The organism is Lyngbya sp. CCY1209, assembly GCF_055795065.1.
In genome coordinates this window covers 1-227 of sequence record NZ_JAYFER010000394.1, presented here as the reverse complement: position 1 = coordinate 227, position 227 = coordinate 1, and the positions used below count along the sequence as shown (strand labels likewise).

Here is a 227-nt window from a genome sequence, read left to right as displayed (position 1 = left end):
CGTTTTTCATCCCGTCCGGGTTTTGGTATCCAAACTCTCCGTAATGGCTTGGCTTTGAAGTTTCCTTTGATTTCCTCAACAAGTTCAAACCTTTGTTTCGGGGATATTGCTATCACACCATCTACTCCGGCAGTTTTCTTGCCTTGGTTGTCTTGGGTCACTCGTCTTACCGCTAAAAGCCTTGCATAGTATGACTTCAACAGGAGTCTTTGCAACCTTTTGGCTTT

General features: G+C 44.5%; 1 protein-coding gene. It reads right to left on the bottom strand.

The genetic code is table 11. The features are described 5' to 3' along the window. On the bottom strand, positions 1-227 hold a 227-nt coding region (locus AC0QHF_RS11435; protein ID WP_324704338.1), incomplete at both ends, for a reverse transcriptase N-terminal domain-containing protein.